At 67.8% G+C, this 26,771-nt stretch carries 26 protein-coding genes and 1 riboswitch; of the genes, 15 read left to right on the top strand and 11 right to left on the bottom strand.

Annotated features, from left to right (window positions below; translation table 11 throughout):
• Positions 1 to 95: 95 nt before the first annotated feature.
• Positions 96 to 2,051, bottom strand: coding sequence for a prolyl oligopeptidase family serine peptidase (locus tag ACLD0U_RS09690; RefSeq protein WP_410340492.1), 1,956 nt, complete (start codon positions 2,049 to 2,051; stop codon positions 96 to 98).
• 175 nt (positions 2,052 to 2,226) lie between these two features.
• Between ACLD0U_RS09690 and ACLD0U_RS09685 the strand changes: the two genes are divergently transcribed.
• On the top strand, positions 2,227 to 2,709 hold the full coding sequence (locus ACLD0U_RS09685; protein ID WP_410340491.1) for a GbsR/MarR family transcriptional regulator: 483 nt from the start codon (positions 2,227 to 2,229) through the stop codon (positions 2,707 to 2,709).
• A 9-nt stretch (positions 2,710 to 2,718) separates the two neighbouring features.
• Here ACLD0U_RS09685 and ACLD0U_RS09680 read toward each other — a convergent pair whose 3' ends face one another.
• Positions 2,719 to 3,288, bottom strand: coding sequence for a TetR/AcrR family transcriptional regulator (locus ACLD0U_RS09680; protein ID WP_410340490.1), 570 nt, complete (start codon positions 3,286 to 3,288; stop codon positions 2,719 to 2,721).
• Between the two features lie 74 nt (positions 3,289 to 3,362).
• Between ACLD0U_RS09680 and ACLD0U_RS09675 the strand changes: the two genes are divergently transcribed.
• Positions 3,363 to 4,364 carry an SDR family NAD(P)-dependent oxidoreductase gene (locus tag ACLD0U_RS09675; protein WP_206821306.1) on the top strand — a complete coding sequence of 334 codons (1,002 nt, stop codon included), beginning with the start codon at positions 3,363 to 3,365 and terminating at the stop codon, positions 4,362 to 4,364.
• Between the two features lie 30 nt (positions 4,365 to 4,394).
• Here ACLD0U_RS09675 and ACLD0U_RS09670 read toward each other — a convergent pair whose 3' ends face one another.
• A complete protein-coding gene (locus tag ACLD0U_RS09670) occupies positions 4,395 to 5,084 on the bottom strand; it encodes a TetR/AcrR family transcriptional regulator (RefSeq protein ID WP_410340489.1) in 690 nt (229 codons plus the stop codon).
• Positions 5,085 to 5,172: 88 nt separating this feature from the next.
• Here ACLD0U_RS09670 and ACLD0U_RS09665 point away from each other — a divergent pair, with 88 nt between their 5' ends.
• From ACLD0U_RS09665 to ACLD0U_RS09655, 3 genes are all read left to right on the top strand, one after another.
• Entirely contained in the window at positions 5,173 to 6,138 is a 966-nt protein-coding gene (locus ACLD0U_RS09665) for an ABC transporter ATP-binding protein (RefSeq protein WP_410340488.1), read from the top strand.
• Positions 6,138 to 6,926: an ABC transporter permease gene (locus tag ACLD0U_RS09660; protein WP_410340487.1), complete on the top strand. Its 789-nt coding sequence runs from the start codon at positions 6,138 to 6,140 to the stop codon at positions 6,924 to 6,926. The genes ACLD0U_RS09665 and ACLD0U_RS09660 overlap by 1 nt, the downstream gene beginning before the upstream one ends.
• 118 nt (positions 6,927 to 7,044) lie before the next feature.
• Complete coding sequence (locus ACLD0U_RS09655) at positions 7,045 to 7,611, top strand: PadR family transcriptional regulator (protein ID WP_179409414.1); 567 nt, start codon at positions 7,045 to 7,047, stop codon at positions 7,609 to 7,611.
• On the opposite strand, the gene ACLD0U_RS09650 is transcribed toward ACLD0U_RS09655, so the two are convergent.
• From ACLD0U_RS09650 to ACLD0U_RS09630, 5 genes are read right to left on the bottom strand one after another with little or no spacing between them, the layout of a single operon-like run.
• Positions 7,593 to 8,480: a ribokinase gene (locus tag ACLD0U_RS09650; protein ID WP_224818546.1), complete on the bottom strand. Its 888-nt coding sequence runs from the start codon at positions 8,478 to 8,480 to the stop codon at positions 7,593 to 7,595. The genes ACLD0U_RS09655 and ACLD0U_RS09650 overlap by 19 nt on opposite strands.
• Positions 8,480 to 9,838, bottom strand: coding sequence for an NtaA/DmoA family FMN-dependent monooxygenase (locus tag ACLD0U_RS09645; protein ID WP_179409416.1), 1,359 nt, complete (start codon positions 9,836 to 9,838; stop codon positions 8,480 to 8,482). The genes ACLD0U_RS09650 and ACLD0U_RS09645 overlap by 1 nt, the downstream gene beginning before the upstream one ends.
• Before the next feature lie 33 nt (positions 9,839 to 9,871).
• Positions 9,872 to 10,723 carry an ABC transporter permease gene (locus ACLD0U_RS09640; RefSeq protein ID WP_410340486.1) on the bottom strand — a complete coding sequence of 284 codons (852 nt, stop codon included), beginning with the start codon at positions 10,721 to 10,723 and terminating at the stop codon, positions 9,872 to 9,874.
• Positions 10,716 to 11,519: an ABC transporter ATP-binding protein gene (locus ACLD0U_RS09635; protein WP_274368060.1), complete on the bottom strand. Its 804-nt coding sequence runs from the start codon at positions 11,517 to 11,519 to the stop codon at positions 10,716 to 10,718. The genes ACLD0U_RS09640 and ACLD0U_RS09635 overlap by 8 nt, the downstream gene beginning before the upstream one ends.
• On the bottom strand, positions 11,516 to 12,622 hold the full coding sequence (locus ACLD0U_RS09630) for an ABC transporter substrate-binding protein (RefSeq protein WP_410340485.1): 1,107 nt from the start codon (positions 12,620 to 12,622) through the stop codon (positions 11,516 to 11,518). Before ACLD0U_RS09630 ends, ACLD0U_RS09635 begins: the two co-directional genes overlap by 4 nt.
• 183 nt (positions 12,623 to 12,805) lie before the next feature.
• On the opposite strand from ACLD0U_RS09630, the gene ACLD0U_RS09625 reads away from it, so the two are divergent.
• The 4 genes from ACLD0U_RS09625 (at position 12,806) to ACLD0U_RS09610 (ending at position 15,926) form a co-directional block, all read left to right on the top strand.
• Positions 12,806 to 13,312, top strand: coding sequence for a flavin reductase family protein (locus tag ACLD0U_RS09625; RefSeq protein WP_410340484.1), 507 nt, complete (start codon positions 12,806 to 12,808; stop codon positions 13,310 to 13,312).
• A 2-nt stretch (positions 13,313 to 13,314) separates the two neighbouring features.
• Complete coding sequence (locus ACLD0U_RS09620) at positions 13,315 to 13,743, top strand: riboflavin kinase (protein WP_347401244.1); 429 nt, start codon at positions 13,315 to 13,317, stop codon at positions 13,741 to 13,743.
• Positions 13,744 to 13,747: 4 nt separating this feature from the next.
• Positions 13,748 to 14,527, top strand: a complete 780-nt coding sequence (locus ACLD0U_RS09615) for an HAD family hydrolase (protein WP_410340483.1) — start codon at positions 13,748 to 13,750, stop codon at positions 14,525 to 14,527.
• 9 nt (positions 14,528 to 14,536) lie between these two features.
• Positions 14,537 to 14,644, top strand: a riboswitch (TPP riboswitch).
• Positions 14,634 to 15,926, top strand: coding sequence for an MFS transporter (locus ACLD0U_RS09610; protein WP_410340482.1), 1,293 nt, complete (start codon positions 14,634 to 14,636; stop codon positions 15,924 to 15,926). It overlaps the preceding riboswitch by 11 nt.
• A gap of 213 nt (positions 15,927 to 16,139) precedes the next feature.
• Here the strand turns inward: ACLD0U_RS09610 and ACLD0U_RS09605 are convergent, their stop codons facing one another.
• Together ACLD0U_RS09605 and ACLD0U_RS09600 are read right to left on the bottom strand one after the other, a co-directional pair.
• Positions 16,140 to 16,775, bottom strand: a complete 636-nt coding sequence (locus tag ACLD0U_RS09605) for a class II aldolase/adducin family protein (RefSeq protein WP_206822635.1) — start codon at positions 16,773 to 16,775, stop codon at positions 16,140 to 16,142.
• 68 nt (positions 16,776 to 16,843) lie between these two features.
• Complete coding sequence (locus ACLD0U_RS09600; RefSeq protein WP_179409422.1) at positions 16,844 to 17,560, bottom strand: GntR family transcriptional regulator; 717 nt, start codon at positions 17,558 to 17,560, stop codon at positions 16,844 to 16,846.
• Between the two features lie 178 nt (positions 17,561 to 17,738).
• On the opposite strand from ACLD0U_RS09600, the gene mtnA reads away from it, so the two are divergent.
• From mtnA to mtnK, 5 genes are all read left to right on the top strand, one after another.
• Positions 17,739 to 18,761, top strand: a complete 1,023-nt coding sequence (mtnA, locus tag ACLD0U_RS09595; protein WP_206821314.1) for an S-methyl-5-thioribose-1-phosphate isomerase — start codon at positions 17,739 to 17,741, stop codon at positions 18,759 to 18,761.
• A gap of 45 nt (positions 18,762 to 18,806) precedes the next feature.
• Positions 18,807 to 19,910, top strand: a complete 1,104-nt coding sequence (locus tag ACLD0U_RS09590) for a substrate-binding domain-containing protein (protein WP_410340481.1) — start codon at positions 18,807 to 18,809, stop codon at positions 19,908 to 19,910.
• A gap of 82 nt (positions 19,911 to 19,992) precedes the next feature.
• Complete coding sequence (locus tag ACLD0U_RS09585; RefSeq protein WP_410340480.1) at positions 19,993 to 21,522, top strand: sugar ABC transporter ATP-binding protein; 1,530 nt, start codon at positions 19,993 to 19,995, stop codon at positions 21,520 to 21,522.
• 1 nt (position 21,523) lies between these two features.
• Entirely contained in the window at positions 21,524 to 22,570 is a 1,047-nt protein-coding gene (locus ACLD0U_RS09580; RefSeq protein WP_179409425.1) for an ABC transporter permease, read from the top strand.
• A 46-nt stretch (positions 22,571 to 22,616) separates the two neighbouring features.
• The gene (gene mtnK / locus ACLD0U_RS09575) at positions 22,617 to 23,837 is read left to right on the top strand and encodes an S-methyl-5-thioribose kinase (protein WP_410340479.1); all 1,221 of its coding nucleotides are present in this window, start codon (positions 22,617 to 22,619) and stop codon (positions 23,835 to 23,837) included.
• Positions 23,838 to 23,939: 102 nt separating this feature from the next.
• On the opposite strand, the gene ACLD0U_RS09570 is transcribed toward mtnK, so the two are convergent.
• On the bottom strand, positions 23,940 to 24,173 hold the full coding sequence (locus ACLD0U_RS09570; protein ID WP_206822632.1) for a PLDc N-terminal domain-containing protein: 234 nt from the start codon (positions 24,171 to 24,173) through the stop codon (positions 23,940 to 23,942).
• Positions 24,174 to 24,410: 237 nt separating this feature from the next.
• On the opposite strand from ACLD0U_RS09570, the gene purL reads away from it, so the two are divergent.
• Complete coding sequence (purL, locus tag ACLD0U_RS09565; RefSeq protein ID WP_206821317.1) at positions 24,411 to 26,732, top strand: phosphoribosylformylglycinamidine synthase subunit PurL; 2,322 nt, start codon at positions 24,411 to 24,413, stop codon at positions 26,730 to 26,732.
• The last annotated feature ends 39 nt before the right edge of the window (positions 26,733 to 26,771 follow it).

Below are 26,771 nucleotides of genomic sequence, written 5' to 3'. Positions count from 1 at the left end.
CGGCGCGAAGGGAAACCGATGTTCACGGATGCTCCATCCAGTTCAAGGGAAAGTACATTAGGAAGCTCCAGCGGGTGCCGAAGCTGAAGGCAAGCTCAGAGCCCAAGCGCTGCGGCCGCGAATGCCAGTACCGCCCCGCGCTCGTCGACCTTTGCTTGCAGCGATCGCCCGATGGCGTGGCCCGCGTCGGCTTCGACGCGGAGGAAGACCTCGTCCCGCGCGGCAGGAACATCCATAAGCGCGGCTGCGAGCTTGTAGGCATGCGGGCCGGGCGGAACGCGATCATCCTTGTCTGCAGTGATGACGAGCGTCGGCGGATAGCTGACGTCCGGGCGCACGTTGTGAAGAGGTGAGTACGCAGCAAGCACAGCACGATCTTCCGCGATGTCGGGATCACCGAACTCGCGTATCCAACCATGTCCCACCGTGTAGCGGTGGAAGTTCAACATGTCTGCGACGGGAACCTCTGGGATTGCCGCACCGATCAGCTCAGGTGACTGGGTGAGGGCGATGGATACCATCATCCCGCCGTTCGACATCCCGTTAACCGCGACCGATCGCGGGGTGGACCACCCGTTGTTCTCGAACCATACGATGCACGACACAAGGTCATCGACCCCGTTCTGCTTCTGATGACGGGTCGCGGCGGTGTGCCAGTCCTCGCCACGCTCACTGCCGCCCCGCACACCGGCGTACGCCAGCACACCACCGGCTCTGAGCCAGGCAAGATGCCAGTCGTCATATCCGACGGCGAGATAGGGCACGCCATACCCTCCGTAAACAGAGAGAAAAACCTTCGCACTGCCATCCGGCACGAAGCCGGCCACGTGCACGATCCGCATCGGGACCAGAGTCCCATCCTTGCTCGGCACTTCTACGAGCGTCGTGACGTACTCCGCGGCATCCGTAGCGAGCGCCTGGGCCAGGGTCTCGCGGTCGGTGGCGATAGGCAACTCGACCACACGACGCGCACCGCCAGTGTGCTCGATGTCGATCAGCACGGTCGCGCCATCGCGACCGCCGCCGAAATCACGCACGGTGCTCCCCAGTGCGATGGGGATCTCGACCGGTGACGACGCCGAGCCGACGGCTGTGAGTGGCTGGATACGAAGGAGACTCCCCTCAAGCGGGTGGCTCAGCACAACCAGGTGATCGCCGATCACCTGCGCATCTGCGATCGACGAGTCCTGCGGCGCTTCGTACACGACGCGTCGGTGTCCGCCTGTCGCGTAGGCGAGAATGCTCCCCGCCGGATTCGCGGAGAAGGACAGCACGAGAGTCTCGTCGCCGTAGACGGTGATGACTCCGTCAGGACCGTCGCCCGTAACCACGGTCTCCCACTCGCCTGGCAGTGTGGTCGGCTGGCGATAGACGTGCGCGGGAGTCGTACCGTCGTTCACCTGAACCGTGATCCATTTACGATCCTCGGAGACGGCGGGGATAGACCAGGCCGCGGAGTCGGGGCGATAGATCTCGACGTCTTCGCGCTGCGGCTGCCCCAACACGTGCAGTCGAACCGAGGCATCGTCGTTGCGGGCCAGAAGCTCCTGTCCCTCGACGGGCTGCCCCCACGACATGTAGGCGACACGCTCATCGTCGAGCCACGCGAACGCCGGCCATTTGATCCCGTGCAGCGAATCGTCGCTGTCATGGCCGGTGAGGACGTTGCGGAACCGACCGACCATCCAGTCCGCGCCACCTGACGACATCGCCCAGGCAACGGTAAGGCCGTCCGGGGAGGGGCAGAACTCAGTGATCGAGTCCTGGGGGCTGCCAATCGTCGCTGCATCGATGAGGATGCGGTCGCCGGTCTCGTCACTCACCCACAGCGAGAACTGCTGGTCGTTCGCACCGCGACGCAGTTGGAAGCGCCGGTTGCCGCGAACGACCGGGAGCTGGCGGACCTCGGCTCCCAGCACTTCTGTCAGCACGTCGCGGAATCCGTCAAGCTGCGGAAGAGGAGTCAAGTGCTCGGCAGTGCGGGCATTCTGCATTGCCACCCAGTCGGCCACGGCCGCGTCATCGTTCTGGAGCCAAAGGTAACGGCGCACTGCGTCTTCGCGCACAGCAATTTCAGGGGGCGTCAAGAGGGTCACAGCTGACATGCACACTCACTTCTTTGTCGAGATGAGCTCCTTTGTATCAGTTGTTTCAGTGGTTACTGAAACTTCGTGACGTTACCGTTACAAATAGCTACTCACGTCGAGAATCAAGGAGAATGACTGGATGAGCACCCCGAGCGACGACGTCCACAAGGCGACACGAGCAGCGTTCATAGAGAAAGTCGGCCTGCAGGTCGAGTCGGCCGGATGGATGCCACGCATGTCTGGCCGGATGCTCGGGCTCCTCCTCGTCGCCGAGCATCCGGTCACACAAGCGGAGATCCGTGAAGAGCTACTCGCCAGCGTCGGTGCGATCTCATCTGCCAGCCGCGAGTTGATCGCCAAGCGCCTGGCAAGACGCGTAGGCGTCCCCGGAAGTAGGCATACCGCAATGGAGCTACATCCCGACGCGTGGCGCAGCCTCGAGGAGGACGGCATGCGCGGCGTTCAGGACTATTCTGCACTCGCCAGAGGTGCCCTGGAGGAATTCCCACCGGACTCGACGGCAGCCCGCAACCTGCAGCGCATGCGCGACTACTTCGCCGTCGTCGAAGAACGAATGCAGCATGTGCTGCGCTGGCTGGACGACACAGCCCCGCGCGCGTAGCGTCGGAGCTTACACCCCAATCCCCCGCATGACCATCCGCACGATGGCATCCACCCGCTGTTCTCCCAGCGGCTGCCCCAGCAGCGCGGCGTAGCTGGCCAAGGCGATGAACTGGTCGGCGATGGCGTCAGCATCCGCATCGGCACGCACCTCGCCGGCGGCGACCGCAGCAGCCAACCGCACGGTCACCCAGTCGCGCACGGGCGCCGCCAGGCGCTCGTTCAGCTGCGCGCCCAACTCGGCATCGGTGGCGGTCACAGCGATCAGCGCCCGCGCGATCTCGAGCGTCGCACCATCGCTCTGACGCGCCGACATCGCGGTGAGCCACGCCCGCAGATCCGTGTCGAGGTCGTCGGTCATCGGCACGACAGCATCCGCTCCCGGAAGCTCCCCCTCGAGCAGCGCCTCACCGAGCACGGCGGCCTTCGACGGCCACCAGCGGTAGATCGTCTGCTTCGACACCCCCGCCTCGGCGGCAAGCCCCTCGATTGTGACGGCGGCGTAGCTGTCTTCGGCGAGCGCGGTGCGCATCGCCTCCAGCACGGCCCGGCGGGCTTTCTCACTGCGAGGACGGGGCATTCATTCAGCGTATCGGGCGTATAGTCGAGTTACGAGACGCAACGTTGCGTTATCGCACGAGTGAAGGAGAACCCATGGCACTGACCGCACACTCCACCATCGGCGAGTGGCTGAACGACGACATCGGCGGCGACCTCATCCGCGGCCTGCTCGCCCAATCGGGCGCCGACCCCGAACAGCTCACCCCCGTGCTCGGCCTGCCCCTGCAGCAACTCGTCGCCATGAGCCAGGGCGCCATGCCCCAGTCGGTCGTCGACGACCTCGTGCGCGCCGCCAACGGCGGCGAGATGCCCACCGACACCGAAGACACCGGCTGGACCGAACGCATCACCCCCGCCCGCTTCGCCGGCAAGACCGTGATCGTCACCGGCGCAGCATCCGGAATCGGCCGGGCCACCGCCGCGCGCATCGCGCGCGAAGGCGGACGCGTGATCGCCTCAGACATCGCCGCCGACAAGCTCGACGCCCTCAAGGACGAACTGTCGGATGCTGACATCACCGTCATCGCCGGAGACCTCACCACCCAGCCCGCGATCGACGCCGTCGTCGCCGCGGCGGGCGACCGCATCGACGGCCTCGCGAACGTCGCCGGCATCAACGACGACTTCTCTCCGGCAGGCGAGACATCGGATGCCACCTGGGACCGCGTCATCGCGATCAACCTCACCGCTCCGTTCAAGCTCATGCGCGCCGTTCTGCCGCTCATGGAACAGGCCGGCCGCGGGGCGATCCTCAACGTCTCCAGCGAAGCGGGACTGCGCGGCAACGCCTCGGGCAACGCCTACACCGCCAGCAAGCACGGCATCATCGGCGTCACCCGCTCGGCCGCCGTGATGTACGGACCGAAGGGCATCCGTGTGAACTCGGTCGCACCAGGCGGCGTCGCCACGGGCATCCCGATGCCGCCCCACATGTCCGAGTACGGGTCCGCGCGCCTCGCGCCGTTCCAGCAGGCGATCCCGTCGGTCGCGACCGCCGAACAGCTCGCCGCGTCGATCACCTTCCTGCTCAGCGACGACGCCGTCAACATCAACGGCGCCGTGCTGACCTCGGACGGCGGGTGGTCGGTGCAGTAAGCCCGCAACGGCAGCGCCCGCGGCGAGCGATCATCTCTCGCTTTCAGCCGCGTCTCGCAACATTCTCTGAACGTCTTCGACTCCCGGGAACCCTCCCGGCGTCCGCAGGGAAGCGTCGCCTGCTGACCCCGCCGGGTCAAGCAGGCGGCGCATTCCGACGCGCATGAGCGAGTCGTCCATATCGCTGATGCCGCTCAACGCCACCACCGAGATGCCCTGGTTGAGAGCGACCATCAGGCGCGCGACATCACCTGTCGAGAGCATCTCGCCTTCGGCGCGTTGCTCTTCTGCGATGCGCTGATAGGCGTCGATCATGAGCTGATTGCGCGCGCGCAGTGCGGCGACGAGCTTCTCGTCACGCGCGGCGGACGCGATGAACTCCAGCGTGGCAAGAGCGAAGCCGCGAACCAGTGCGGGCAGATCCATCTCTGACGGCTCGTCAGCAGCATCCTTCCCCTGGCTGTGGTTACTGAGCGGATCCCACCCATCACCTCGCACCATTGCCAGGTTGTTATCCATGACCGCGAGAAACAGGTCGGCTTTGCCGTCAAAGTTCGAGTAGATCGCACCCTTCGAGAACCCAGCGTCGTTGGCGATGCCTTCGAGGCTTGCTGCGTGATATCCGTCCCGCGCAAAGGCTGCGAGCGCCGCAAAGACCAGTGCGTTGCGGGTCTCCTGCTGACGTTGCGCATGAGCGCGCCGGGAGCCGGAATCTGCCATCCCCCGATCCTACTTCTTGACCCCCTCCGCAAATCTAGATACTGTCGGTATCTCAGATACCAGCGGTATGCGAAAGGGGGCGGTTGCTGTGAGCGCCGTTCTGGAGGTGAGCGACCTCACCCGCACGTTCGGGAAAGTGGTCGCGAACAAGGACATTCATCTGCGCGTGCAACCCGGCGAAGTGGTCGGATTGCTCGGACACAACGGGGCAGGAAAGACGACACTCGTCTCGCAGCTTGTCGGGCTCCTGCGCCCCGACCATGGAGCCATCCGCGTAGCAGGCATCGACGCGATCAAGGATCCTGCGGCAGCGCGACGCGCCGTGGCGCTCCAACCGCAGGCACAAGCGCCACTCGATGGACTCACCCCGAAAGAGGCGATCGAGATCGCCGCGCGCCTGCGCGGGCTATCGACCTCCGACGCCCGCGCTGCCGCGCTCCGGCTTGCCGACGACCTCGACATCGGCGAGTGGTTCACCCGGCGCGCAGTACCAGAGGGTGGGTTGTCCGGCGGGGCGCGTCGCCTCACGGCATTCGCCATGGCAGCAGTCGCCCCCGTTCCCCTCGTCGTCCTGGACGAACCGACGAACGACGTCGATGCCTCACGTCGCAGGCTCCTCTGGCAGACCGTACGCCGACTCGGCGACCAAGGCGCCGGCGTGCTTCTGGTCACGCACAACGTCCTCGAAGCCGAACGAGTCGTCGACTCGCTCGTCCTCCTCGACCGGGGGCGCGTCGTCGCCACGGGCACGCCCCGCGAGCTGCGCGGCACCCGTGACAATGACCTCCATGTCGAGCTCTTCCGCACCGACGCCTTTGCGACAGAACCGATCTCGCCGCCGCTTCCGGTCGTACGCCAGGTGACCGCAGGAAGACGCACAATTCTCACCATCGCCGCCAGTCACGCAGCTACCGCCGTTGCCTGGGCTGCGTCACTCCGCGACCGGGGAGAGGTCGAGAGCTACGCGATCACCCCGACGACTCTCGAAGACACGTATCTCTCCATCACCTCCGCAGGCGACGAACTCGCTGAAGCCACGAAAGAAGGCGTCTGATGGCCACGACCACCTCACCAATGGCCCGAACCGCCGCCCCTCTTCCTCACCCGGGGCTGGGCGTGACGTTTCGCACTCTCCTGCGCTGGACACTCACCCAGTCCGGCCCGATGCTGCCCTTCGTCGTCGTCGTGCAGGTAGCGCTGGCCGCAGGGATCATCGTCGGCTTCGGCCTGCTGATCCCTGGCATCGACACCGCCTCAGCCCAGTTCATCTCTACCGGGGCACCGACAGTGCTGCTGATGATCGTCGGGCTCGCCATAGTCTCGGCGGGCGTCGCCCAATCCCGCACCACGGGCACCTTCACCTACCTTCGCGCGTTGCCCATTCCGCGCGCGCTGCTGCTCGTTGCCGATCTCACCGTGTGGCTTCTTGTGGCTTTGCCGGGCGTGGCTGTCGCCGTGCTCGTGGCCCACTGGCGCTACGGGTTCGACTACTCATTTGATTGGCCCCTGCTGATCGCCGCCTCCATCCTGACCGCCATCACCGCATCCGCGATGGGGTACGCAATCGCGGTGTCGCTACCACCGATGGTGACGCAACTCGTGACGCAGGTCCTCGTCTTCTTCGTCATGCTGTTCTCGCCCATCACCTTCCCGAAGAGCCAGCTGCCGGCGTGGTTTCAGATGGTGCATGATGTTCTGCCGTTCCGCCCGGCCGCGGATCTCATCCGGGCCGGCCTTCTCTCAGACACCTACACAGCAGAACCGCGAGACCTGGCCACGCTGTCCATCTGGTGCATCGTCGCGCTTGTTGTCAGCGTGCGCGCGTTGGTGCGGCGGGGATGATGCGACCGCAGTGAGCAGCCCGCGGCGTGGGGGCCGCGGCACCGGTGCCGCGGCCCCCACGCGATTCACACGGCCAGTTTGACTAGTCAATACAACGCACGCCCCCTAGCATGGGGCGATGCGCACATATACGTCTCTGATGGTGCTCGGCGCTGTTCACCAGTTTCAGCCTGTTCACGGCTACTTTCTGCGCCGCGAACTGTCGACGTGGCACGCCGATGAATGGGCCAACACACGGCCCGGTTCGATCTACAACGCGCTGAAGTCGCTCGTCAAAGACGGATACATCGAAGAGGACGGCACCTCTTCCGAGGGCAACTACCCCGCCCGCACGACCTACCGCATGTCATCGACCGGTGAGGTCGAGCTGCTGCGCATGGTGCGCGACGTGCTGTGGGACGTACAGACCTTCGACACCCGCAGCGCCCTGGCGCTGGTGTCGTTCATGTTCGTGCTCACCCGTGCCGAAGTGGTCGCCGGCATCGAGCACCGCATCACCAAGATCGACGCGCTGATCACCACCAACACCTTCCATGTCGAGGACACCCTCAAGTCTGAGACGACGCCCACCTACGTGCGTGAGATCTTCGACCTCGCCTCGGCCCGCCTGCGCGCCGAGCAGACCTGGGCGCAGACCCTGCTCGAGCGCGTGCAGGCGGGCGAGTATCAGTTCGCGGGCGAGTAGACGCCCGCCACCAGACCGCGCACCGCCTCCGCGCTCAGCGCGTCGGGCTGCGCTCCGCGATGCTGCGCCACGATCGCCCCGGCGGCGGCACCGTCGAACGTGGCAGAGCGGATGCTGTCACCCCGCGCCAACGCCGCGGCGAAGCCCCCGCAGAATGCATCCCCGGCCCCCGTGGTGTCGACCGGCGAGATCGGGAACGCCGGCACGTGAAAGGGCTCCTCCCCCCGGCCGAACACCGATACGCCCTCTGCCCCACGGGTCTGCACGACGGTCGTCCGCTCACGCAGGGCATCCAGTCCGCCGAGCGCGGCAGCCTCGGACTCGTTGACGATCAGCACGTCGACGAACGGCAGCATCTGCCACGTCGCGACGTGCGCCGGCGCGGCGTTGAGCACCGTCGTGACCCCATACGCCCGCGCCGCGCGCAGTGCCTCAGCGGCCACCTCGGTCTCGATCTCCAGCTGGGTCAGCAGCACGCGGGCGCCGCGCACCGCGGCCGCCGCATCCTCACCGCGTACCCGCCCGTTCGCGCCCTGCGCCACCACGATGCTGTTCTCAGCGCCCGGCAACGAGAACACATACGCAACGCCGGTGACGGCATCGGTATCGACGACGCAGTCGCCGTCCACACCGCTGGCCGCCATCGCGTCCCGCAGCATCGCGCCATCGGCATCCGCCCCGACCGCACCGCACATGCGCACGGCAGCACCGCACCGCGCGGCCGATACCGCCTGGTTCAGTCCTTTACCGCCCGGATACGAGCCGAGCCCGGCGCCGAGCACGGTCTCGCCCGGCTGAGGCAGCCGGGCGAGACCGACATAGCGGTCTGCGTTGATGCTTCCGACGACGCAGACGGGGCCCGAATCCATCAGACCGCGCTCGCGACCCGCGCACGGTGCGCAGCAGCCGGGTGGTTCTCGGGGATCGTCGCCTCATCGGCACCGACCAGCCGCTCGCGCAGGGTGGCCCCTACGCTCTCACCCAGGGCCCCGCGCTCACGCAGGATCGGAAGCACCTGCTCGACGAAGTCGATCGTCGAACCGGGCTGGATCACCGGCGCCAACAGGAAGCCGTCCAGGTCGGCGCCCTCGGCGAGCTCGATGATGCGGTCGGCGACGTCTTCGGCGGTGCCGACGAACGCCTTCGACCCGGCACCGTGCTCGTGCCAGTCCTTGAGCACATCGCCCACGGTCTTGCCGGCAAAACGCGATACCTGCGACTGCGACAGCTCGGTGTGCAGATCGGTCATCGGGGTCGCCGGGTCGTACGACGACAGGTCGAGCCCCGTGAACCACGCGTACGACGCCACCGTGACCTCGGGGGTCTGCGAGTCGAGCACCTCCTGGTAGCGGCGCTGCGCGTCTTCACGCGTCTCACCGATCACGCAGCGGAACTCGGCCATCACACGCACCGAATCGGCGTCACGCCCCGACTCGACCGCCGCGGCACGGATCGCACGGCTGTGCTCGGCCAGCTGCTCGACACTGCCGCCGCCGACGAACATGCACTCACCGTGCTTGCCGCCGAATGCGCGACCGGCCGGCGAGGCCCCCGCCTGGAACAGCACGGGCGTGCCCTGCGGCGAGTACGCCGAGTTGCCGTAGCCCTCACTGCGGAAGTACGGGCCCTCGTGATGAATCTGGTGCACCTTGGCCGGGTCGGCGAAGTTGCCCTGCTTGTCTTTGGTGAGGGCATCCGGCTCCCACGCGCCCTCCCACAGCTTGTAGACGACCTCGACGAAGTCATCGGCCATGCGGTAGCGCTCGTCGTGCGCCACCATCGGCACGCCGAACGCCTTCACGGCGGTGTCGGCGGTGCCCGTGGTGACGATGTTCCAGCCCACCCGGCCCTTCGAGAGCTGGTCGAGGGTCGCCATCCGCCGCGCGAACGCGTACGGCTGCTCGAGCAGAGTCGACCCCGTCATCACGACGCCCAGCTTGTCGGTGTGGGCGAGAATCGCGGATGCCACGATGAACGGATCCAGTCGAGGCAGGTCCAGCCCCTCGACCGACGCCACATCGGGACGCACCCCGTCGACCTCGGCCCAGCCCCAGGCATCGGCGAGGAACAGGAAGTCGAGCCCGCCCTCCTCAGCCACCTTGGCGACCTTGAGCCAGTAGTCGAGCGTGTCGTACTGGTCGCGCTCGTTGTCGGGGTGGCGCCAGGTGGCGCGGCCGGTGTCGTTGGCCTGTGCGTTCTCGAACAGACCGAAGTGGAGTTTCCTCACGGTGCTTCCTTTCAGATCAAAGAGTTGTGTCAGTCACTGCGCGGTCGGTTCGCCGTCGCTCCACCACAGCACGCGCTTGCGCACGATGGCGAGGATGCTGATCAGCAGCACCCCCATCAGGCACAGCATGAAGATGCTGGCCCAGGTGACCTCGAGGTTCGCCTGCGCCGCCGAGGTGGTCACGAGCGACCCGAGCCCGGCGGCGGTGCCCGCCGCCACGAACTCGGCGACCGCCGCGCCAACCACTGCCAACGGCAGGCTGATGCGCAGCCCGGCGAAGAAGTACGGCATCGAACCGGGGAACCGCAGGTCGCGGAAGATCTCCCACCGCGTCGCGTGCAGGGTGCGGAACACGTCGCGCGCCCGAGGGTCGACACTGCGCAGACCGGCCAGCGAGTTCACCAGCACCGGGAAGAAGACCACGATGCCGGTGATGATGTACTTCGGCAGCATCCCGAAGCCGAACGCGACCACCAGTGCCGGGGCGATGGCGATCACCGGGGTGACCATCACCAGCACGATCAGCGGCATCAGCGCGCGCTCGACGATCTCGAACTCGCTCATCACCACGGCGATCGCGTAGCCCAGGATGATCGCCGCGCCGGCGCCGACCGCCACCTCCTGCAGAGTGATGAAGAAGTTCTGCCAGTACATGCCCGGGTCGTCGAGCAGTGCCGCGGCAACCGCCCCGAGCGAGGGCAGAATGTACGGGTTCGTCAGCGCGACGAGCTCCCAGAGAGCCGCGACGATGACGAACACGACAGCCGTCGGCATCCACACCGCCGGGCGCAGCCACCTACGCAGCTGCGCCACGCCGCCCTCCGCGGCGCGGGCGCCCTGCGCCGCGATCACCTGCGTGTTGGAGATGTTCAGCGTGTCAGACATGAGCGCCCTCCTCCATCACCGCGGCCAGCCGATCGCGCACATACGCCTCGAGGTCGCGGAACTCGTCGCTGGCGTAGGCATCCTCATGCCGGGGCCGGGGCAGGTTCACGTCGATGATCTCGGCGATCCGCCCGGGCCGGGCGGCCATCAGCACGATCCGGTCTGAGAGCACGATGGCCTCGGGCACCGAGTGCGTCACGAACATCACCGACTTGCGGTTGGACTGCCAGAACTCCAGCAACCCCATCCGCTGCTGATCGCGATTGATCTCATCCAACGCCGAGAACGGCTCGTCCATCAGCAGGATGTTCGGATCGAACGCGAACGCCCGGGCGATCGCCACGCGCTGCTGCATGCCGCCCGAGAGCTGCTTCGGGTACTTGTCGAGCGCATGCCCGAGCCCGAACGACGTCAACAGCTCATCAGGGTCGCGCAGCGAACGGCCCGCGTTCGCCCGCGGGTTGATGCGCACCGGCAGCTTGACGTTCTCGCGTACCGTGCGCCACGGCAGCAACGCCGGGGCCTGCGGCACCAGACCGATCGTCTTGCGCTTGGTGGCCATGCGCACGCTGTCGGATCCGATCATGACCGATCCGCCATCGGCATCCAGCAACCCGGCGACCACCTTGAGCAGCGTCGACTTGCCGCATCCGCTCGGACCGATCACCGACACGAACTCACCGGGCGCCACCGTCAGACTGACATCGTCGAGCGCGAGCATCTCGCGTCCGGGCTGGCCGAACTTCTTCACCAGGTGTGAGATCTGCACACCCTCACCGGCAGCGTTGGTCGTCACTGCGCATCACCGGGCCAGATCAGGGCGCCATCGGCGTCGTACAGGTCGGCGACGAGGTCGACGTCGATGACCGAGTCGACCGCCGGGATGTCCTTGACCGTGCCGTACTGCTGCACGATCTCGGCGGCGTGCTGCCACTCCTCGATCGCCTGCACGCCCGGCGCGCCAGCGGTGCTGTCGCGCACCCACTGCGACTCGACGGCCCAGGTGCGCTCCTGCTGCTCGAGCGGGAACGCCTTGGCCTGCCCGCCCTCTTCGGCGAGTGCCGTGATGCGCTGCATGCAGTCGGCCTCGTCATCCAGGCAGTGCTGCAGAGCCTTCAGGCTCGCGCGCATGAAGTCCGAGACGGCCTCGGGGTGCTTCGCCAGGAACTCGGAGTTGACCTCCATGACGTTGTAGGTGCCGTCGACGCCGAGATCCTCGGGCAGGAACTTCGAGTAGGCGGCATCCATCGCGTCGAGAGTGGCGCACTGGTTGGAGGCGTAGCCGACGACCGCGTCGACCTGACCGCGCAGCACGACGGTGGGGTCGTAGTTGGTCATCTTGATGAAGTCGACCTTCGACTCGTCGACACCCGCGGCATCCAGCATCGCCCCCGCCACCGGCGTGAGGTTGATGAAGTAGCCGAGCGTGCCGCCCTCGAGGTCCTTGAGCGACTTCACCTTCTCGTTCGCGAAGATGCAGAACGGAGAGGTCGTGCCGTACGTGGCGACGGCGGTGAGGTTCTTGCTGTTCGCGGCGGCCATCAGCACGTCCTCGGCCGAGCCGAGGGCGGTGAACTGCGCCTTGCCGGACGACACGAGCTGCTGGCCGTTGCCGCCGGCGGCATTGATCTCGACGTCGAGGCACAGGTCGTCGAAGTATCCGAGGTCGTCGGCCATGAACACATCGAGCTGTCCGGCGCTGGCCGAGTATCCATAGCCGGAGATGTAGGTGATGGTGCCGGCATCGGCGTTGCGTTGGCAGTCTTCCTGGCTGATCAGCGCGTCATTCGGGGTATCGCCGCTGTCTGCCGGTGAGCTGCTGCACGCCGCGAGCGTGAGCGCTGCGAGGAGGACCCCGCTCAGGATGACCGCTCGTCTTTCTCGGGTAGTGAGGTTCATCAAACGCTGCCTTTCGTCATTGAGGGCTGGTTCGAGTGACTCTAGTCAAGTTTGAGTGATTCATGCAAGAGTGGATTCCGCGGCCACCCCGGGGCCGAGCGCCCGACAGGTCGCGACTTGCGCACGTCGAGGAATCGAGTGCTAGCGTGACTGAACAACTTTGACTAGTTCATTGGAGGATCAGTGTTGATCGAAACCACCCCGTCCGAGATGCCCCTCGCCCTGCGCCTGCGCCGCGCGTTCTCGTCGTTCCCCACCGGTGTCGTCGCCGTCTGCGCCCTGCCCGACGGCGAAGACTCCCCCGTCGGGATGGCGATGAACTCGTTCACGTCGATCTCGCTCGACCCGGCGCTGGTGGCCATCAGCGTCGCCAACACCTCACGCACCTGGCCCCGGCTCGCCGAAGCCACCTCGGTCGGCGTCAGCGTGCTGGGTCACGGGCAAGAGCACGCAAGCCGCAGCCTCTCGGCCCGCGAGGGCGACCGGTTCGAGAACGTCGACTGGGTCGCCGACGAGAGCGGAGCAGTGCACCTCGAAGGCGCGGCACTCTGGCTCACCTGCCACTTCCACCGCCTGGTCGAAGCCGGCGATCACACCATCGCCCTGCTGGGCATCGACGGCCTGCAACACTTCGACGAGGTCGAGCCGCTCGTGTTCCACCAGAGCCGCTATCGCTCGATCGTGGCCTGAACGTGCAGCCCACGACACTGGCCGGCACCGTCGTGCACGGCGACGGCCGTGGGCACGGACTCGGGTTCCCGACCGCGAATCTGCACGTGCCTCACGTCGGCTGCCCCGACGGCGTCTACGCCGCCTGGGCGCGCGTCGCCGATGAGCCGCTCTGGCGCGAAGCGACCGTCAGCATCGGCGACAACCCGACGTTCGGCGACGTCACCGACACCCGCGTCGAATGCCACATCCACGATTTCAGCGGAGACCTGTACGGCACCCACGCCACCGTCGTGCTGGTCAGCCTGATCCGCGACATGCGATCATTCGAGGATGTCGCCGGACTCATCGAGAGAACCGCCGCAGACCTCGTCGTCTCCCGACGACTCCTCGCGGCTGCCCCGCCACCCGGCATCCACCACGCACCCGCGGCCCATCCAGACAGCGACTGAGACCATGCTCATCGCGACCGACCTCGACGGCACCCTCATCCCCAACGCCGGCACCACGGTGCGGGCGTTCACCGCCGGCGTGCTCGAACGCCTCGACCGGCAGGGCGTGCCCGTCGTGTTCGTCACCGGGCGCCCGCTGCGCTGGCTCGAAGGGCTCTGGCCGCACGTCGGCGCGCACGGCGTCGCGATCGCCTCCAACGGCGCAATCACCTTCAACGTGCCCGGTCGTGAAGTCACCCACCTGGCGGGCATCACCCCCACCGACGGTCTCGAACTGTGCCGCCACATCGCCGACGAGATGACGGGCGCCCAGTTCGCCATCGAGTGCGTCGACGGCATCCGCCTCGATCCCACCTACCCGGCGAGCGCGCGCGGCGGCGCCGCACCGCGCCGGGCGGCGTTGACCGACATCTGGGACGCCCCCGCCGCCAAGCTGCTGGTGCGCCACCCCGACCTCGCCGGCGACGAGTTCACCTCGCGGCTGGCCGACGTCGTCGGTGACCGCGCGACAGTCACCTGGTCGGTACAGGGCCTCGCCGAGATCAGCGCCCCCGGCGTGACCAAGGCCAGCGCACTCGCACGGCTCTGCGATGACCTCGGCGTGCCGTCGGCACAGGTGCTCGCGTTCGGCGACATGCCCAACGACATCCCGATGCTGCAATGGGCCGGCACGGCCTACGCCGTCGCCGACGCACACCCCTCGGTGCAGGCCATCGCACACCGCATCGTGCCCACGTGCGCCGAAGAAGGCGTGGCGCAGACACTCGACCGGCTCATCCCGTAGCTAGGCTGTTGTCGTTCACACGGGAGCCCGGGTACGGGCTGAGAGGGCGTTGCCACCGCGCCGACCGTCTTACCTGATGCGGATCATGCCGCCGTAGGGAGTCGATATGTGGCGCACCGTCGCCGAGCCCACCCGCACGCCCACCACCCGTCGCTCGCGGTCCCGTCCCGCCGTGCGCGCCGGCCTACTCGGCAACTTCGTCGACCAGTTCGACATCTTTCTGCCGATCATCGCGCTCGCCCCCGTCGCCGCCCTCGCGCTCGGGCCCGAGAGCGCGGCCGCCCAGACCGGACTCATCTTCGTCGCCACGCTCTTCGGACGCCCCCTCGGCGCCGCGATCTTCGGCAGCATCGCCGACCGCCACGGCCGCACCAGAACCACGAAGGTCGCGATCGCCGGCATCGCCATCACCACGCTGATGATCGCGTTCATCCCCGGCCACGACATCGGCGGCATCTGGACACTGTGGGCCTTCGTGGCCCTGCGGTTCGTCGGCGGCATCTTTCTCGGCGGCGAATACACCGCCGCGATCCCCCTCGCCATGGAATGGACCACGCCACGCCGACGCGGCATGCTCAGCGGCGGCATCATGGCCATGTCGCCCCTGGCCAACGCCACCATCGCCGCCCTCACCCTGCTGCTCGTGCAGACCCTCGGCGTGCAGGCCTACGCCGCCTGGGGATGGCGCCTGCCATTCATCGTCGGCGGCATCATGGCCTTCGGACTGCTCTGGTACTACTCCGCGCATGTCGTCGACGCGCCGGCGACAGCATCCGCTCCCCGTCGCGCGCACCCGGTGCGCGACATCCTCGCCGGGCCCTACCGCCGTCAGCTCTGGCAGGTCTTCGTGCTGATGACCGGACTGTGGCTGTTCACGCAGATGGCCATTCCGGTGCTCACCGGCATGCTGCGCGACGCCCCGCAGGTCGGGCCGTCAGCGGTCGCCTTCATCATGCTGATCGCCACGCTCGTCTCGGCCGTGAGCATGTGCACCGCCGGAGTGGTCTCGCAACGCCTCGGGCGCCGCCGGTTCTTCGTCATCTTCGGCGCAGTCGCACTCATCGCCGCTCCGCTGGCGTTCGCCTGGGCGCTGGGCTCGCACGGGGCCGGCCTGATCACCGCCGTGACCCTCGTGCAGGTCGTCACCGTCTCGGCCTACGGCCCCGTCGGCGCCTACCTCGCCGAACGCTTCTCGACCGGGGTGCGCTCCAGCGGGTACGGCGTCGGCTACTCGCTCTCGATCGTCGTGCCGGCCCTGTACCCGTTCTGGCTGCCGGGCCTACAGGCCGGCCTCGGGCCGGTGCTCGCCGTGTGCGCCGTGCTCGCTGTGGCATCCGCCCTGCTGGTCGCCGGGGCCGCACTCGGCCCCGAACCCGCCCGCGACGCTCCGCTGGCGTAGGCGCGCTGCGCCCGCCGCGCGCGCTGCTGCCCGCCCGCCTGGCCTGCCTGGCCTGCCTGGCCTGCCTGGCGGCCACCCCCGCTGAGAAACCACTTCCCGTTTGAGAAACCACGCGGCTGGTGGTTTCTCAAACGGGAGATGGTTTCTCAGCGGATGGGCGCGAGCGGGCGCGGCGCGAGCGCGGGCGCGCGAGCGCGGGCGCGAGCGGGCGGGTCAGGCGTGGTGCAGGTGGGGCTCCGACTCCCAGGGGAAGTCGAGGTCGCCATTGCCGGCGAGGATCGCGCGATAGGTCAGCTCGGCGGCGTTCTCAAGGTTCAGCGCGCGCCGCAGCGCCATGTCGCAGTCGTCGCCGACGGTCGTCGATCCGTGGTTGCCCATGATCACGCAGTTGTGTTCGGCGAGCTGCTCAGCGGCGGTGTCGGCGAGCTCATCCGACCCGTTCGGGTAGTACGGCGTGCGCCCGACCGATCCCACGTAGTACGCGTGGTCGAGAGTCACCAGACGGATGGGCCGGCGCAGCGCGTCGAGCAGGATCGCGTGAGCGGGATGCACGTGCACGACCGACCCGACGTCGGGGCGCGCACGATAGGCGCGCTGGTGCAGCTTCCACTCGCTCGAAGGCTTGGTCGCGCCGTCGACGACGTTGCCACCCAGGTCCATGACGGTGAACGAGGTCTCATCCAGGCGATTCAGCCAGGTACCCGACGCCGTCACCACGAAACGGTCGGCGTCAAGCCGGATCGACAGATTGCCGGCGCTGGCCAGAGCCAAGCCGGACTGCACGATCTCAGAGCCGGCGCGGATGAGCTGCTGCACGGCATCAGCAACGGATGTGGAGTGGTTCGTCATCGAGTCTGTCCCAATCGCTCAGAAGCTGTTGTCTGACAACACTACTGGACGAAAGTGACGACGAGAAGTCACGCGTGTCGAATGATCGAGAACGTGTAGCGCCCGTCGATGAAGTAGGTGCGCGAGTAGGCGACCGCACGCTCGGTCTGGTCGTAGTGCACCTGATCGAGCAGCAGCGCCAGGCCGTTGCGCCCCTGCGGGGCATCCCAGATCACATGGTCGGCGACGACGGGGTGGATCTCGGCGACCGCGCGCACCGGGATGATGCCGCGAGCCTCGCGCAGATACCCGAACACCGATCCGTCGAGCACCTCAGGGGACTCCCCCTCGGGGAAGACCCCGATCGGCAGCAGGTCGTACGAGTACGCGACGACCTCGTCGTCCGCGAGGATCACACGGCGCGTCTCGAGCGCGAGGTCGTTCGCCGTCAGCTCCAGCTTCGCCGCCTCTTCCGGAAGCAGCGGCCTGATCGTGCGGCTGCGGTAGCGCATGCCCGGCTCGCGCCCGGTGCGGCGGATCGACTCGGTGATGGATTCGAGGCGCTCCAGTCCCGCGGTGACGGCCGGCGGCTCGGAGACGAAGGTGCCGACGCCGTGGCGCGTGTGCACGAGCCCGGCGGTCTTCAGCTCGCTCAGCGCGGCGCGTACCGTCGGGCGCGAGACCTCGAACGACTCGCCGAGTTCCGACTCGGTCGGCAGGCGGTCGCCCACCGGGTAGGTGCCGTCGCCGATGCCCGCGCGGATGCCCGCGACCACCGCATCGACGCGGGATGCCCTCCGTGCCATCGCGAACCCCTCCATCGCTCGGTCTGCCGTTGTCGACCCGGCCGCTCCAGTGCGGCCGCGGGTCGTAGAGACATCATGTCAGATCGCCCAGTTGTTTGCTCTTGTTGACATGGTTGTCTGACAACTGCTAGCGTCCCGGCTGTACCCCGACGACGGAGTACGCGAAAGGAGAGACACGGTGGTTAAAGCGATCGAATGGATTGAGGATGCCGACGGCCCGGCCGTGCGGATCATCGACCAGACCGTGCTCCCGACCGTTGAGTCCTACCTCGACCTGCGCACCGTCGATCAGCTCGTCGACGCGATCGCGCGTCTCGCTGTTCGCGGAGCTCCCGCACTCGGCGCGGCCGGCGGCTACGGTGTCGCCCTCGCCGAGCGCCAGGGCGGCGCAGAAGGATGGAGCGCCGATCGACTCGACGCAGAGATCGAGCGGGTGGCCCTGGCTCGTCCGACGGCCGTGAACCTCGAATGGGGCGCCCGCCGCGTGGACGCTGTGCGCCGCACCGGCTCGGGACAGGCTCTCGCTGAGGCACACCGCATCGCCGAAGAGGACGAGGCCGCGAACCGCGAACTCTCGCGGCTCGGCGCGGACTGGCTGCTCGAGCGCATCGGCAAGCGTCCGCTGCGTGCGCTCACCCACTGCAACACCGGCGCCCTGGCGACGACGGCATGGGGCACCGCATACGGCGTGCTCAAGGAACTGCACGAACGCGGCGCGCTCGAGCTCGTCTACGTCGACGAGACGCGTCCGCTGCTGCAGGGCACTCGGCTCACGAGCTGGGAGCTCGCGAAGGACGGCATCCCCCACGTCGTCGAGGTCGACGGCGCCGCCAGCAGCACCATCCTGCGCGGACTGGTCGACTTCGCCGTGATCGGCGCCGACCGCATCGCCGCCAACGGCGACACCGCCAACAAGATCGGCTCGGTCTCGGTGGCGTTGGCGGCGCACCGCGCCGGCATCCCCTTCCTCGTGGCGGCACCGATGTCGACCGTCGATGCCACCCTGGCCTCGGGCGACCTCATCGAGATCGAGGAGCGTGACGAGAACGAGGTGCTCGCCTTCGGCGGCACCACGATGTCGGCCCCGGGCGTGCGCGGATTCAACCCGGCCTTCGACGTCACCCCGTACGACCTGATCAGCGGCATCGTCACCGAGCACGGCGTGGTCGAACCGACGGTCACCCAACCCGCTTTCGCCTGAACGCGATCAGCCGAAGCATCCAAGAAAGGAATCGCAATGAAGCGCATGTCATCCCGGAGCCTGCGGCGCAGGCTCGCCACGACCGGAACGGTCGGACTGACCGCCGTACTGGCACTCACCGCCTGCAGCCAGGGCGCGCCGGCCACGCAGGAGTCCGCCGACTCCGGTGCTGTCAGCGAAGCGAGCAGCGAGATGCCCGCAGAGCTGGTCGGCGCCAAGGTCGCCATCGTGCAGCAGTCCGGTCAGGGCGACTACTTCCAGCAGTACCTCAACGGCACGCGTCAGCAGGCCGAAGCCCTCGGCTTCGAGCTGTCGGCCTATGACGCCCAGGGCGACAACGCCACCCAGGCCACTCAGCTCGAGCAGGCGATCTCGTCGGGCGTGGATGCGATCATCGTGCGCCACGGCTTCCCGGACACGCTGTGCCCCGGCGTCAACGACGCCATCAGCAAGGGCATCGCGGTCATCGCCTACGACGTCAACGTGTCCGAGTGCGCCGACGGCGTGATCCAGACCCAGCAGTCCGACGAGATCATGGCCCAGCTCGTGCTCGACCGCATGCTCGAAGACGTCGGCGAAGGCGCGGCCGTCGGCTACGTCAACGTCGAGGGCATCGCGCCGCTCGACCGCCGTGACGCCGTCTGGCGCCAGTTCGTCGCCGACAACGGCTGGGACCAGCTGTTCAAGACCGGCTCGTTCACCAGCTCGTCCGCCAGCGACAGCGCCCCGATGGTCGCCGCCGCAATGCAGGCCAACCCGTCGGTCACCGCGATCTACGCCCCCTACGACGAGTTCACCAAGGGCACGCTGACCGGCCTCGACCAGGTCAGCGGCAGCGACGACGTGCTCGTCTACGGCGCCGACATCTCGAACGCCGACATCGAGCTCATGCGCGCGGAAGGCAGCCGCTGGGTCGCCACCGGCGCGACCGACCCCAACGCGATCGGCGCCGCCGTGCTGCGCACGCTCGCCCTGTCGATGGCCGGTGAGCTCGATGCCGAGCTCGTCGAGTTCCCGCCGGTGCTCGTCACGCAGGAGATGCTGCGCGAGGACGACATCAAGAACATGGAAGACCTGCGCGCCGCCGTCTCTGAGTTGAATCTGTCGCAGGTGTCGACCGCAGACTGGATGTCGGTCGTCAGCTTCTGACGCATCCCACGGTGGGACGGCGCCCCGACGCCGTCCCACCGCCCCCATCGCACACACCCGCTCAGCGAGGAGCACCCACATCATGACCACGCCGCGCGACGCCCACCCGCCCGTTCTCGAGCTGCGCGACATCCGCAAGTCCTTCGGTGCGAACACCGTACTGAAGGGCGTGGATCTCACCCTTCGCCCCGGCCGCATCACCGCACTCCTTGGCGCGAACGGCGCCGGGAAGTCCACGCTCATCAAGGCCCTGTCGGGCGTGCACCAGCCCACCGGCGGCGACATCCTTCTCGACGGTGCCCCGGTGCAGCTGGAGAACCCGATGTCCGCATCCCGGCTGGGTGTGCGCACCGTTCACCAGCGGATCGACGACGCGATCATCCCCGGCCTCAGCGTCGCCGAGAACCTCGTCTTCGAGCAGATCGCCCTCGGCGAGACGCCTTCGATCTCGTCGCCGAAGTCGCTGCTGCCGCGTGCCCGCGAGGTCGCCGCGGCGCTCTCACTCGACTGGGACGACGCGTTCCTGCGCCAGGACGTCTTCGAACTCGGCATCGCCGACTGCCAGATGCTCCTGCTGGCGCGCGCTCTCGTCACCGACCCCAAGGTGCTCATCCTCGACGAGCCGACCTCGACCCTGTCGCAGTCCGAGGCCGAGCGGCTCTTCGAAACCATCCTCGCGCTGCGCGACCGGGGCGTCGCGATCCTGCACGTCTCGCACCGGCTCGCCGAGATCGACCAGCTCGCCGATGACATCGTGGTGCTGCGCGACGGCCGGATCACGGCGACGCAGGAGCGCCCGTTCGACTTCGCCGCCGCCGTCACCTCCATGCTGGGCGAAGGCGCTGAACGCGACATCGAGCAGCTGGTGCACCTGACCGGTGAGCAGGTCGCCCTCGAGATCGACGGCCTGCGCGTGTTCCCCGAAGCGCCCGAGATGTCGGTGGCACTGCGCAGCGGAGAGGTCACCGGCGTGATCGGACTGATCGGCGCCGGTAAGACCGAGCTGGCCGAGTACGTGTTCGGCGAGTCCACGGCGGCGGGCACCGGCACGATGAAGCTCGACGGCAAGGCCTACGCACCCCGGCATCCGAAAGACGCGATCGCGCGCGGTGTCTTCCTCGTCCCCGAGGATCGCGCCGCCCAGGGCATGCTGCCCGGCTGGTCGATCGCGCGCACCTTCTCGCTCCCGTTCCTCTCACGCTTCGCCCGCGGCCCGCTGCTGCAGCAGGGTGCCGAGACGACCCGGGCGGCACAGGCGATCACCGACTTCGGGGTCGTCTCGACCGGCCCCGGGCAGTCGGTGGACGCCCTCTCGGGCGGCAACCAGCAGAAGGTCATGGTGGCGCGCTGGATGCAGACCCCACCCGAGGTGCTGCTGCTCGATGAGCCGTTCCGCGGCGTCGACATCGGCGCCAGGCGCGAGATCGCCAAGCGCGCACGCGAGCAGGCGGCCGACGGCAGCTGCGTGGTGATGCTGTGCAGCGATGTCGACGAGCTGCGTGAGATCGCCGACCGCGTCCTCGTCCTCGTCGAGGGACGCATCACCCTCGACGCCCGTATCGACACAGTTTCCGACGATGAGATCGTCCAGAGCATGACGGAGGTGGCCTGACATGGCCGACACCACGACCCTTCGCGCACAGCAGCGCGAGACCCATCTGGGCGACGTCGTCCGCGACAGCGTGGTGAAGTACGGCTTCATCGCCGTGACGGTCATCGCGTTCGTCTTCTTCGCCTTCACCCAGCCCGCATTCGCGACGTCGGAATCGCTGTTCTCGATGCTGAAGTTCGCCTCGGTCACCGCGATCCTCGGGCTCGGCGTCATGTTCAGCATGATCGTCGGCGGCCTCGACCTGTCGATCGGCTCGGTCGCCGGACTGGCCGTGCAGCTCGTCGCCGTCACGATGGTGTTCTACAACCTCACCGGCGTCACCGCCGTGAGCGTCGCGCTGATCGCCGGTCTGCTGGTCGGCGTGCTCAACGCCTTCCTGATCGTGGTGTGCAAGATCCCCGACCTGCTCGCGACGCTGGGCGTGATGTTCGTGATCCAGGGTGTGAAGCTCATCCCCGTCGCCGGCCAGTCGGTGTCATCCGGAATGATCCTGCCCAACGGCTCGACCGCTCCCGGCAAGTTCGACCCGACCTTCCTGCTGATCGACCGCGGCACCATCGGTCCGGTGCCGATCCCCGTCGTCATCATGCTCGTGCTGGTCGTCGCATCCTGGTTCGTGCTCACCCGCACCACCTGGGGCCGTGTGCTCTACGCGGTCGGCGCGAACCCCGAGGCTGCTCGCCTCTCGGGCATCCGCGTGGGCATGTACCGCGGCAGCGCGTACGTCATCTCGGCACTGTTCGCGTCGGTCGCCGGCATCATCCTGGTCTCGCGCATCGGACAGGGCGATGTGAACGCCGGTTCGTCGAGCCTGCTCGAAGCCGTCGCGGTCGCCCTGGTCGGCACCTCCGTGCTCGGCATGGGCAAGCCGAACGCCTGGGGAACGCTGCTCGGCGCCGTGCTCATCGCGATCGTGCTGACCGGTATGACGATGGCCGGATTCCAGTACTACTTCCAGGACACGGCGAAGGGTCTCGTGCTGATCGTGGCGCTGCTGTTCTCGTTCACCCTGTCGCGCCGCAAGTCGCGGTACTCGCCGGCAACATAGCCCGCGGCCGACCCCACCATCAGTCCCCCAACGAAGGAACGGACGAATGTCCCACGAGTACGAATTCCTCACCGAGGCGAACATCGGCGAGTACATCACCGCTCACCCCGAGCTTCAGCAGCGCATCGACGGCTCCGCCCTGGCTGAGATCCGCGAGATCGGCGACGGCAACCTCAACCTCGTCTTTCATGTGCGTGACGCGGCGGGTCGCTCGCTGATCCTGAAGCAGGCACTGCCGTACGTGCGGATGACGGGCGAGGGCTGGCCCATGACGCCCGATCGGGCCCGGCGCGAGGCCGAGTCTCTGGTGGCGCACCACGCCATCAGCCCCGACCTGGTGGTCGAGGTCGTCAAGTACGACCACGACCGGTACATCCTCGCGCTCGAAGACCTGTCGGACCACCGCGTGTGGCGCGGCGCGCTGAACGACGGCGAATGCCACGACGGCGTCGCCATCGAGCTCGGACGCTACGTCGCCGGCGTCGCGGTCGGCACCTCGGTGCTCGGACAGAGCCGCGGAGAGGTCGCCGACACCGCGGCACGTTCGCAGAACGCCGAACTGTGCGTCATCACCGAGGACCTCGTCTTCACCGAACCGGTTTTCGACATCGGTCGCAACGCGGTGCTCCCCGAGAATGAGGCGGATGCTGCCGCTCTCGCGGCGGATGCCACATTCGCGACGGCGATGAGCGAAGCGAAGTGGCGATTCATGACCCGCGCCGAGGCCCTGATCCACGGCGACCTGCACACCGGCTCGGTCATGGTGCGCGGCAGCGGCCGGCGCGGTGGGGCCACCGAATCGGTGAAGGTGTTCGACTCGGAGTTCGCGTTCTACGGCCCCGTCGCCTTCGACATCGGTGCACTGTTCGCGAACTACGCCTTCGCCGCTGCCCGCGCCCGCGCCCAGGGCGATGACGAACGCGCCGCATGGGCGCTGTCGCTGATCGAGCAGACCTGGAAGGGCTTCGAAGAGGCCTATCTCGCCGCTGCGGCGACCTGGCACGAGACGAAGCTCTTCGATGACGCGTTCGCGCGGCGCCGGGTGGCCGAGATCCTGCGGGAATCGGCATTGTTCGCCGCGGCCAAGATGGCACGGCGCATCGTCGGGGCCGCGAAGGTCGCCGACATCGAGACGCTGGAGCCTGCGCTGCGCGCACCCGCGGCCCGCTCGGTGCTCGTGGCCGCCCGTGCACTGGCCGCCGAGTGGACCGACATCACGTCGATCTCGGGCATCCGCACCACGCTCCGCACCCACCTGCTGCCCTGACGCGGCGCGCTGCGCTCGCCCGCCGCGTACCCATCCGCTGAGAAACCACCTCCCGTGTGAGAAACCACGTGGGAGGTGGTTTTTCGTGCGGGAAGTGGTTTCTCAGCGGCGCACGGGCCGCGTGCTACGACGACCTACGGCAAGCCAGGCGATCGGGCCGAGCACCGGCACGAGCAGCACGATCAGCACCCAGATCAAAGCCTGCGGTGCGCTGAGCCTCTTCGCCGAACGGGCGAGCGAGACCAATGCCACGACCGCCAGCACGACGACCGCTATCGCCAGCGCCGTCCACACGATGTCATAGCCGGCCGGAATCAACGGGTTGCTGGACGTCATGCTCCGACGCTACCGCCCCCGCCCTCCCCTCGCCCGCCTACTCGCCCGCCGTCCGGCCCGCCCCGCCGTCTCACCCGTTGAGAAACCACTTCCCGTGTGAGAAACCACGTGGCAGGTGGTTTTTCGTACTGGAAGTGGTTTCTCAGCGGAAGGGCACACAACAAGGGCCGCAAGGCGGGTGGGGCGCGCCCCCAGTAGACTGATCCTGCCCCGCCTCCCTCTTCGCTTGGAGCCCGCGTGACCACCCCGAACACCACCACCACTCACGTTCCCGACTCGGTCGAGAACGCTGCCGCGACGCCTGAGAAGGAGCAGCCCTACGGCGCGCTCGGCCTCAAGGACGACGAGTACGCGCGCATCAGGGAGATCCTGGGCCGCCGCCCCACCTCGGGCGAGCTGGCGATGTACTCGGTGATGTGGTCGGAGCACTGCTCGTACAAGTCGTCCAAGAAGTACCTGCGCCGCTTCGGCGAGAAGGTGTCCGACGAGATGCGCGAGCGCCTGATGGTCGGCATGGGCCAGAACGCCGGTGTCGTCGACGTGGGCGAGGGCTGGGCCGTGACGTTCAAGGCCGAGTCGCACAACCACCCGAGCTTCATCGAGCCGTTCCAGGGCGCGGCGACCGGCGTCGGCGGCATCGTCCGCGACATCATCTCGATGGGCGCTCGCCCCGTCGCGGTTATGGATGCCCTGCGCTTCGGCGCCATCGACCACCCCGACACCCCGCGCGTGGTGCACGGCGTCACCAGCGGCATCAGCTTCTACGGCAACTGCCTGGGCCTGCCCAACATCGGCGGCGAGACCGTCTTCGACGGTGTCTACCAGGCCAACCCGCTCGTCAACGCCCTCGCCGTGGGTGTGCTGCGCCACGAGGACCTCAAGCTCGCCAACGCCACCGGCGTCGGCAACAAGGTCGTGCTGTTCGGTGCTCGCACGGGTGGCGACGGCATCGGCGGCGCCAGCATCCTGGCATCCGACTCGTTCGACGACGGCGGCCCCACCAAGCGTCCCGCTGTGCAGGTCGGCGACCCGTTCGCCGAGAAGGTGCTCATCGAGTGCTGCCTGGAGCTGTACCGCGACGAGCTCGTCGAGGCCATCCAAGACCTCGGCGCCGCAGGCATCTCGTGCGCGACGAGCGAGCTCGCCGCCAACGGCAACTCGGGCATGCACGTCTCGCTCGACAACGTGCTGCTGCGCGACCCCACCCTGACCGCTGAGGAGATCCTCATGTCGGAGTCGCAGGAGCGCATGATGGCCATCGTCGCCCCCGAGAAGCTCGACGCGTTCCTCGCCGTCGTCAACAAGTGGGACGTCGAGACCAGCGTTCTCGGTGAGGTCACCGGAGACGGTCGCCTCGTCATCGACTGGCAGGGTGAGCGCATCGTCGACGTCGACCCGTCGACGGTCGCCGTCGACGGCCCGGTCTACGACCGTCCGGTCGCGTACCCGACGTGGATCGACGCGTTGCAGGCGGATGCTGCCGAAGACCTGCCCCGTTCGAACGAGCCCGAGGTGCTGCGGGCGCAGTTCCTGGCGATGCTCGGCTCGCCGAACCTGGCCGACACCAGCTGGATCACCAACCAGTACGACTACTACGTGGGCGGCAACACGGCCCTCGCCTTCCCCGACGACGCCGGCATGATCCGCGTCGACGAGGAGTCGGGCCTGGGCTTCGCGATCTCGACCGACGCCAACGGCCGCTACTGCCAGCTCGACCCGTACGCGGGTGCGCAGCTGGCCCTGGCCGAGGCGTACCGCAACGTCGCCGTCACCGGCGCGACGCCGACGGCCATCACCGACTGCCTCAACTTCGGCAGCCCCGAGAACCCCGAGGTCATGTGGCAGTTCGGCCAGACCGTCGACGGGTTGGCGGACGGATGCTACGAACTGGGCACCCCGGTGACCGGCGGCAACGTCTCGTTCTACAACCAGACCGGTGATGTGCCGATCCATCCGACTCCCCTGGTCGGTGTGATGGGCATCATCGACGACGTCTCGCGTCGCATCCCGTCGGGCTGGCAGGACGCCGGTGAGAACATCTACCTGCTCGGTGTCACCTCGACCGAGCTGTCGGGTTCGGCATGGGCCGACACCGTGCACGACCACCTGGGTGGCCTGCCGCCCAAGGTCGATCTGGCCGGCGAGCGTCGTCTGGCAGGGCTCCTCGGAGCTGCGCGCGAGGAGTGGCTGATCTCGTCGGCGCACGACCTGTCGGAGGGTGGCCTGGGTCAGGCTCTCGCCGAGGGCGTGATGCGCTTCGGCGTCGGCGCCCGGGTGTGGCTGACCGAGCTGATCGAGCGCGACGGCGTGGATGCGGCATCCGCGCTCTTCTCGGAGTCGACCGGTCGTGTCATCGTCACCGTTCCCCGCGAGGACGACGTGAAGTTCCGCGGCCTGTGCGAGGGACGCGGTTACCCGGTGCTGCGCATCGGTGTCACCGACACCGAGCCGGCACTCGAGGTGCAGGACGTCTTCACCGTCTCGGTCGACGAGCTGCGCGAGACCTCGCGCGGCACGCTGCCGGCCGTGTTCGGGCCGACGGTCGCCACCGACGCCTGAGGCGGGTTCCGCGGCCCGCCGCGGAACCTCCCCCGTGCG

Origin of the sequence: Microbacterium sp. 2216-1 (genome assembly GCF_046507855.1) — a bacterium.
Classification (GTDB): Bacteria; Actinomycetota; Actinomycetes; order Actinomycetales; family Microbacteriaceae; genus Microbacterium; species Microbacterium esteraromaticum_C.
This window is presented reverse-complemented; position numbering and strand designations above follow the sequence as displayed.

Bases quoted from the DNA above. Each gene is read 5' to 3' on its own strand.
- ACLD0U_RS09685 (WP_410340491.1), top strand. From the start codon at position 2,227: ATGAGCACCCCGAGCGACGACGTCCACAAGGCGACACGAGCAGCGTTC.
- ACLD0U_RS09680 (WP_410340490.1), bottom strand. From the start codon at position 3,288: ATGCCCCGTCCTCGCAGTGAGAAAGCCCGCCGGGCCGTGCTGGAGGCG.
- ACLD0U_RS09675 (WP_206821306.1), top strand. From the start codon at position 3,363: ATGGCACTGACCGCACACTCCACCATCGGCGAGTGGCTGAACGACGAC.
- ACLD0U_RS09670 (WP_410340489.1), bottom strand. From the start codon at position 5,084: ATGGCAGATTCCGGCTCCCGGCGCGCTCATGCGCAACGTCAGCAGGAG.
- ACLD0U_RS09660 (WP_410340487.1), top strand. From the start codon at position 6,138: ATGGCCACGACCACCTCACCAATGGCCCGAACCGCCGCCCCTCTTCCT.
- ACLD0U_RS09655 (WP_179409414.1), top strand. From the start codon at position 7,045: ATGCGCACATATACGTCTCTGATGGTGCTCGGCGCTGTTCACCAGTTT.
- ACLD0U_RS09650 (WP_224818546.1), bottom strand. From the start codon at position 8,480: ATGGATTCGGGCCCCGTCTGCGTCGTCGGAAGCATCAACGCAGACCGC.
- ACLD0U_RS09640 (WP_410340486.1), bottom strand. From the start codon at position 10,723: ATGTCTGACACGCTGAACATCTCCAACACGCAGGTGATCGCGGCGCAG.
- ACLD0U_RS09630 (WP_410340485.1), bottom strand. From the start codon at position 12,622: ATGAACCTCACTACCCGAGAAAGACGAGCGGTCATCCTGAGCGGGGTC.
- ACLD0U_RS09615 (WP_410340483.1), top strand. From the start codon at position 13,748: ATGCTCATCGCGACCGACCTCGACGGCACCCTCATCCCCAACGCCGGC.
- ACLD0U_RS09610 (WP_410340482.1), top strand. From the start codon at position 14,634: ATGTGGCGCACCGTCGCCGAGCCCACCCGCACGCCCACCACCCGTCGC.
- ACLD0U_RS09605 (WP_206822635.1), bottom strand. From the start codon at position 16,775: ATGACGAACCACTCCACATCCGTTGCTGATGCCGTGCAGCAGCTCATC.
- ACLD0U_RS09600 (WP_179409422.1), bottom strand. From the start codon at position 17,560: ATGGCACGGAGGGCATCCCGCGTCGATGCGGTGGTCGCGGGCATCCGC.
- ACLD0U_RS09590 (WP_410340481.1), top strand. From the start codon at position 18,807: ATGTCATCCCGGAGCCTGCGGCGCAGGCTCGCCACGACCGGAACGGTC.
- ACLD0U_RS09585 (WP_410340480.1), top strand. From the start codon at position 19,993: ATGACCACGCCGCGCGACGCCCACCCGCCCGTTCTCGAGCTGCGCGAC.
- ACLD0U_RS09580 (WP_179409425.1), top strand. From the start codon at position 21,524: ATGGCCGACACCACGACCCTTCGCGCACAGCAGCGCGAGACCCATCTG.
- mtnK (WP_410340479.1), top strand. From the start codon at position 22,617: ATGTCCCACGAGTACGAATTCCTCACCGAGGCGAACATCGGCGAGTAC.
- ACLD0U_RS09570 (WP_206822632.1), bottom strand. From the start codon at position 24,173: ATGACGTCCAGCAACCCGTTGATTCCGGCCGGCTATGACATCGTGTGG.